Genomic DNA, 3,260 nt, shown 5'->3' on the forward strand with positions numbered 1-3,260 from the left:
AAACTATTAACGTTTTACAGGCACTTATTTTAACTGATAAAGAAAAAATGGTGCTTACACCTACTTACCACATATTTGATATGTACAAGGTGCACCAGGATGCAAAATACCTGCCTATTAAACTAAGCGTACCTGATTATGAGGTTGACGGTAAAAAGATTGAAGCTGTAAATGCCTCTGCCTCACAGGATGCATCGGGCAAGGTACACATCTCCTTAGTGAACCTTGATCCGCACAATACTATCACCATTACAACCGCCCTTAGCGACGTAAAATGGCAAACCGTTAGCGGACAAATACTCACCTCAGCTAATTTAACTGATGTTAATACCTTTAAAGATGCCAACAAAATCCACCTGAACGCCTTTACCGGTGCTAAGAAAGATGGTGACAAGTTAGTAGTTAGCCTTCCTGCAAAATCTGTAGTAACACTTGAATTAAAATAAAATCCTTTCCCCTAAGAAAGTAAAACGGCCGGGCAAATTGCCCGGCCGTTTTTTTATGATTTTAGTCTATTCGAGGTTTTCTAATCGTTAATTTGAAACGTAGAGACGCATCACATGCGTCTCCCGCTTGCAATTTAAAATGGACAAGTAGCTTGTCCTACGTGAGACGCATGTGATGCGTCTCTACAAAAAATGCTTTTACCTGCTTTTAAACAACCGTGTGTTTCTACTTGATCCTTTGCTACTTGGATAACTACTCTTTCGGCAGTCCATCCTCAAATCCACTATCACCGGTGCTCCCGGCTGTATCCAAATTCCAGGCCGAGGTTAGGAAATATGGTGTAGCGCCATCTGCATTTTTATTATTGTAAGTACATTTAATTACCCTGCTTTCGCCCGGAGCTAATGAAATATAATTATCGCTGAAGATCACTGGTAAAATATCATCGCCGCCCTGGCCTTTCAAAGCGCGCAGGTGCACAAAGAAAGCTACTGCGCTGCCGGTGTTTTTAATGGTTACAGTGTATGAGGTACTATCCCCTTCGGCTTTACTGGTTTGACTAAAGGCCAATTTGGTTTTAGGCAAAGATTGTAATGCTGAGTAATCAGCGTAAGCCGATTGCGGCGTTGTAAACCAGTTTGATTTTTTCCAATTCAGCTCATCCCCCTGCTTTGACAGCCAGTACCAGTTAATACTTTTGGTTTCGCCGGCTTTATTTCTTAACTCAAGGCGCAGTAAATAAGTATCAGATAAACCCGTAATGGCAGGCAGCGCGAATAATCTTTTTGATGCATCGCCGCCGATATCGGCAGTGGTGGTTTTGCTGAATTTATTTGAACCATCCAAATTATAAACATCTGCCTTAACCTTTAAACCTGTAAAGGTTTTCAAGTATGAATTGATCACGGCTACCTCGTTTGTTTTGTACGAGTACAGCACGTGCAACGGCTCCATGGCCTTTTTCATACCGAAGTAAGTACCTGCCGGGTACAGGTAATAATCGTACGTATGCCAAATGATGCCCGGCCAGGGGTTGCTCAGCATCCATTGTACTACGCCGGTGGCGGTTTGGTATTTGTTTAACCCGTATGCTTCCATCATGGCGCGGTGGGCTTCGTAGTTTTGAGCTTGCGCCTTGGCTACATAATTTTTGATGGATGCAGTTTCGCCATAACGGCCGTAAAGAGCTTTAGTAAACACTTTTGTTGTGCCAAATGAACCTGTACCGCAATGGTAGTTCCAATCGGCAGAGGTTACATTTAGTGAATCTTTAGGAATAAATTTCACCAGGCTTTCATAAGGTGGAATTGAGGGTCCGGGTGAAATTTCGGTTGCGAAACTATATGTACCACCAAACTTTTTGGTAGCGTCCGTTTCCCAGTAAATTGGCGGCACCCACTCATACGGGCCGGCCATTTTTACACCGCTGTAACCCGATACTTTTGATTTGCTCTCATTAGCCGTTGCAAGCAGCGGGTTAGGCCATTTCAGTTGCTTTTCAATTTTCAGGTAATCACGCTCAACCGAGGTATCAGTCGGCGGCATATCGCTGCCGTTAAGCCATACAAACAGGCTGGCTTTGTTGCGGAGCCAGTACATCACACTACTGTCCGACGCCATAGCAACCTTACGTTCGGCGGCATCCCATTTTTCGGGGTGTTGCCAGGTGCCGCAGCACATCCAGCCATTCATTACCATCAGGCCGTATTTATCGCACAGGTCATAAAAGTTATCATCTTCCATCTTCCCTTCGGAACGCACGATGTTCATGTTCATATCGCGTACCAAACGGATCTCCTGCTCTTGCCTTTCGGTCGAGCGGCGCTGAAAAATATCAGGCGACCAGGCCGCACCTCTCAGCATAATGGGCTTACCGTTAATAATAAATTCACGCGACTGGTTATCGTCAATTATTTTTGATGTAAACTCCCTGATCCCAAAGTTTTCTGCTACTGAATTACTCAGTTTTTTATCAACCACAGCCGATACCTCAATACGGTTCAGGCTTGGCTTGCCGTACTGCCAAGGCCACCAGATAGATGGATTCTTAACGTTAAGCTGTTTAAATTCGACAGGCGAAAAATTCACGTTCTTTGATTCGTTAGCCAGCAGGTGCACTTTTTTCTCGAAGGAAATATTTTCGTTGATCTTCCCTTTGATCACTGCATCCTGTGGTTTATTGGTATAGTTGGTAACCTGGGCATCTACAGTTAAATGGGCCACAGCAAGCGACGGCAAATCAAAATCAGTAGTAACCAGCGGGAATTTTACGCCTACCTTGTTGTAAGTTTTCACCTCAACGTTATTGATGATACCACCATTATAATCCTGCGGGTATGGGATCCAATCGGCATAATCAATGGCAAGGTCGCCATCACGTTTATTGGGAGTGAATGGCCGCAGCACTTCAATAGCCAGCGTATTGGTACCGTCATAGCTGATGTTTTTAGTAAGATCAAGATCGATGATGCGGTACGGACCTTTTATTTGGGTTGAATCGGCTATCTTAACGCCATTGAGCCAAACATTAGCTTTGTAATTGATACCATGCAAACGAAGGATCACATTTTTGCCATTTTCGGCAGCAGGCAGCGTAAATTCTTTTCTGAACCACCATGGTTTATCCAGTTTCGGGTCGGCCAGCTTTTCGAGGTTCTTGCCCATAAACGGATCAAAATTATATACATGGTTAGCCAGTAAACCCGCTAAAATAGTTGAAGGCACACTTACCTTATACCAGCCCTGCGTATCGAATTTCTCTTTGGAGACCTCCGTAGCCGCGGCAGGCACTGTAACCGCCGATTGCATTTGCC

Annotated in this window: 2 protein-coding genes; one reads left to right on the top strand and one right to left on the bottom strand. The window is 44.3% G+C overall.

Annotated elements, in window-relative coordinates:
• The coding region (locus VF500_RS11520; RefSeq protein WP_330859805.1) for an alpha-L-arabinofuranosidase C-terminal domain-containing protein at nucleotides 1–446 on the top strand (446 nt) is incomplete at its 5' end.
• A gap of 253 nt (nucleotides 447–699) precedes the next feature.
• Here VF500_RS11520 and VF500_RS11525 read toward each other — a convergent pair.
• A partial coding sequence (locus tag VF500_RS11525) for a glycoside hydrolase family 2 protein (RefSeq protein WP_330859806.1) occupies nucleotides 700–3,260 on the bottom strand: 2,561 nt, incomplete at its 5' end.

Source organism: Mucilaginibacter sp., assembly GCF_036383575.1.
Classification (GTDB): domain Bacteria; phylum Bacteroidota; class Bacteroidia; order Sphingobacteriales; family Sphingobacteriaceae; genus Mucilaginibacter.